Consider the following 3,162-nt stretch of genomic DNA (forward strand, 5'->3'; position numbering starts at 1 on the left):
TGGTCGGGCCGCATTGCCGTCACGTCGCGGCCGGCAAGCCTGATTGCGCCGCCGAAACGGCGGGTGACCCCGACAATCGAATTGATCAGCGTGGTCTTGCCGGTGCCGTTGCGCCCCAGCAGCGCCAGCACCTCACCTTCGGGCAGGCGCAGCGACAGGCCCGGCAGCACCACCGCCTCGCCGTAGCCGGCGCGCAGGTTCTCGATACTCAGAAGTTCAGCCATCGGCAGCCTCGCCAAGATAGACCGCCTTGACGCGGTGATCGCGCGCAACTTCGTCGGGTGTGCCCTCGACCAACAGCGCGCCGTTGACCAGCACCGAAATCCGGTCCGCGAACGAAAACACCAGGTCCATGTCGTGCTCGATCAGAAGCACCGTGACGTCACGCGGCAGGAGGCCTACGGCGGCCAGAATATCATGGCGTTCGCTTTCCGGCACGCCGGCAGCGGGCTCGTCGAGCAGCAACACACGCGGTCTTGCGGCAATGGCGAGCGCGATCTCCAGAAGGCGTTGCTTGCCGTAGGGAAGCGTCGCGGTCGGTTCGTTCATCACGTCGAGCAAACCGAAGCGTGCCAGATTTTCGGCGATCTCGCCATTGACGTCGTCGCGCGTACCCATCACGCGCCACCAGTCGCCGCCGCGGCCGAGCCGTTCCGACACCGCAAGGCCGATAGTTTCGACCGGCGTCAGATCGGGATAGAGCTGGTTGATCTGGAAGGTTCGCGACAGTCCGCGCAGCACGCGGACATGCACCGGCAGATCGGTGATGTCATTCCCCTCCAGCATGATCCGCCCGCCATTGGGCTTGAGCACGCCGGTCAAGAGATTGATGATGGTGGTTTTGCCGGCGCCGTTCGGACCGATCAGCGCATGGCGGGCGCCCTGCTCGATCCTGAGCGAAAGGTCGCGTGTAACCTTCAGCCCACCGAACTGTTTCTGCAGATCCCTGGTTTCCAGCGCGATGCTCATGAGGCGTCGCTCTCCGGAACCGTGACGACGGCGTTGCCCCCGCCGAACTGGCGTATGATCAGGTTTGGCACAAACAGCACCCAGCGGTGAATGCGCGCGCGCCCGACCAGCACGATCACGACGAAAACGAGACCGATCCAGAACTGCCAGTATTGCGGCGTGATGCTGGAAAAGAACTCCTGCAGTATCTTGAAAACGACGGCACCGATCAGCCCACCGTAAAGATAACCGCTGCCGCCAATCACCAGAACCAGCATCAGATCCGCCGAACGTTCGAAGGCGAATACGTCGAGCGATGCCAGCGCCGTGGTCTGCGTGAACAGCGCGCCGGATATGCCGGCATAGAAGGCCGCCATTGTATAGACCGCTATCAGGCGACGGTTGACGGGGACGCCGACTGCGGCGGCGCGTAGCGGATTGTTCTTGATCGCGCGCAGCGACAGTCCGAACGGCGAATGCACGACGCGGCGCGCCAGCAGGAACAGCACGAACAAGACGGCCAGCGAATAGAAGAAACCGACCTTGCCGAACATGTCGAAGGCGAAACGGCCAAGAATCGGCGCCATCTCGATGCCCTGCAGCCCGTCGGTGCCGCCCGTGATGTTGGAATAGCGCTCGGCCAGCGCCTCCAGCAGGAGAGCGACGCCGAGCGTCACCATCAAACGGGTCAGATCAACGCCCCTGATCACCAGGAAGCTGGTGAGGAAGCCGACCGCCATGGCAACAAGCCCGGCCACCACCAGCGCCAGCACCGGTTCGGTGACGATGCCGTGCAGCGCGAGCAAGCCTGCGCAATAGGCGCCGACGCCAAAGAAAGCGGCGTGCCCAAGCGAGACAATTCCGGCATAGCCCAGGATCAGATCGAGCGACAGCGCGAACAGGCCAAGCCGCACGATCTCGGTCATGATCAGATAGCGGGACGGAAATAAAAATCCGCAAGCCAGCAGCAAGGCCCAGAAGGCGATCTCACTCCAGTGCCAGCGGGCGTGCGCCCTTGCAGAAAGTCCGACCTCGGATTGCGCGGTCAGTCCGGACATCGCTCTGCCTCAACGCGCGGCGGTGCGGCCGAACAGGCCGTTCGGGCGCCAGATCAGGATCACGATCATGATGGTGTAGATGACGAACGGCCCCATCTTCGGCACGTAGTATTTGCCGGCGACGTCGCCGATGCCGAGGAGAAGCGAGGCCAGGAACGGCCCGGTGATACTGGACGAGCCGCCGACTGTCACCACGATCAAAAAATAGATCATGAATTTTAGCGGAAAATAAGGGTCGAGCCCCAGGATCTCCGCACTCAGCGCGCCGCCGAGACCGGCAAGGCCGCAGCCGAATGCGAAGGTGAAGGCGAATACCTGTGGCACGTTGATGCCAAGGCCGATCGCCGCCCGCGGATCATCGACGGCTGCCCGAAGCCTGCTGCCGAAACGCGTGCGCGCCAGGATCAGTTGCAGCAGCGCGGTCAGAAGCCCGCAGATCGCGATGATCATCAACCGGTAGCGGCCGATGCCGACCCCGAAGAAATCGAACTGACCTTCGAGCGCAGCCGGAAGTTTGATGAAAATGCGCGACGATCCCATGATGTAGTCGGCGGCTGCTACCGACATGAAGACAAGGCCGATGCTGAACAACACCTGGTCGAGATGGCTGCGCGCATAGAGGTGACGGTAGAGCGTGCGCTCCAGTACCGCGCCGACCGCGGCACTGGCGATAAAGGCGAGCGGCAACGCAGCAAAGAACGGCCAGCCGGATTGATTGACCAGTACCGCGCAGATATAGCCTCCGGTCATGGCAAACGCGCCGTGGGCGAGATTGACGAAGTTCATCAGCCCGAGCGTCACTGCAAGGCCGCAAGCCAGCACGAACAGCAACATGCCGTAGGCGACACCGTCGAACAGATTGGTGAGGATCGAGGTCATGGGGCAGTCGGCCGTTGGATAAGATCGTCATGCCCGGCCCTTTGCCGGGCATCCACGTCTTTCTTGCACCTTTCCACGGAAAGACGTGGACGGCCGGGACGAGCCCGGCCATGACAAAACCAGTATCGGGCCGGCCCCGGGATGACGCATCGCGTCACTTCTTGGTCTTGCCGGAGTCCTTGACGCCCTCGAAGGTCGCGAACTCCACATTGTAGAGTTCGCCGTCGACCTTCTCGACCTTGCGGATGTAGATGTTCTGGATGATGTCGCGCGTCTC

At 62.5% G+C, this 3,162-nt stretch carries 4 protein-coding genes and 1 pseudogene; all 5 read right to left on the bottom strand.

Annotation, left to right across the window (positions count from 1 at the left end; all coding sequences use genetic code 11):
- Positions 1–224, bottom strand: a 224-nt coding sequence (locus VFL62_RS17695) for an ATP-binding cassette domain-containing protein (protein ID WP_325173678.1), incomplete at its 3' end; no start/stop codon positions are given.
- A complete protein-coding gene (locus tag VFL62_RS17700; protein WP_325173679.1) occupies positions 217–969 on the bottom strand; it encodes an ABC transporter ATP-binding protein in 753 nt (250 codons plus the stop codon). The genes VFL62_RS17700 and VFL62_RS17695, both read right to left, overlap by 8 nt.
- On the bottom strand, positions 966–2,006 hold the full coding sequence (locus tag VFL62_RS17705) for a branched-chain amino acid ABC transporter permease (RefSeq protein WP_325173680.1): 1,041 nt from the start codon (positions 2,004–2,006) through the stop codon (positions 966–968). The genes VFL62_RS17700 and VFL62_RS17705 overlap by 4 nt, the downstream gene beginning before the upstream one ends.
- A 9-nt stretch (positions 2,007–2,015) precedes the next feature.
- A complete protein-coding gene (locus VFL62_RS17710) occupies positions 2,016–2,885 on the bottom strand; it encodes a branched-chain amino acid ABC transporter permease (protein WP_325173681.1) in 870 nt (289 codons plus the stop codon).
- A 154-nt stretch (positions 2,886–3,039) separates the two neighbouring features.
- Positions 3,040–3,162 (bottom strand): annotated as a pseudogene (locus VFL62_RS17715) (ABC transporter substrate-binding protein); the annotation flags it as partial.

Source organism: Bradyrhizobium sp., from assembly GCF_035701725.1.
In the GTDB taxonomy this organism is placed as follows: domain Bacteria; phylum Pseudomonadota; class Alphaproteobacteria; order Rhizobiales; family Xanthobacteraceae; genus Bradyrhizobium.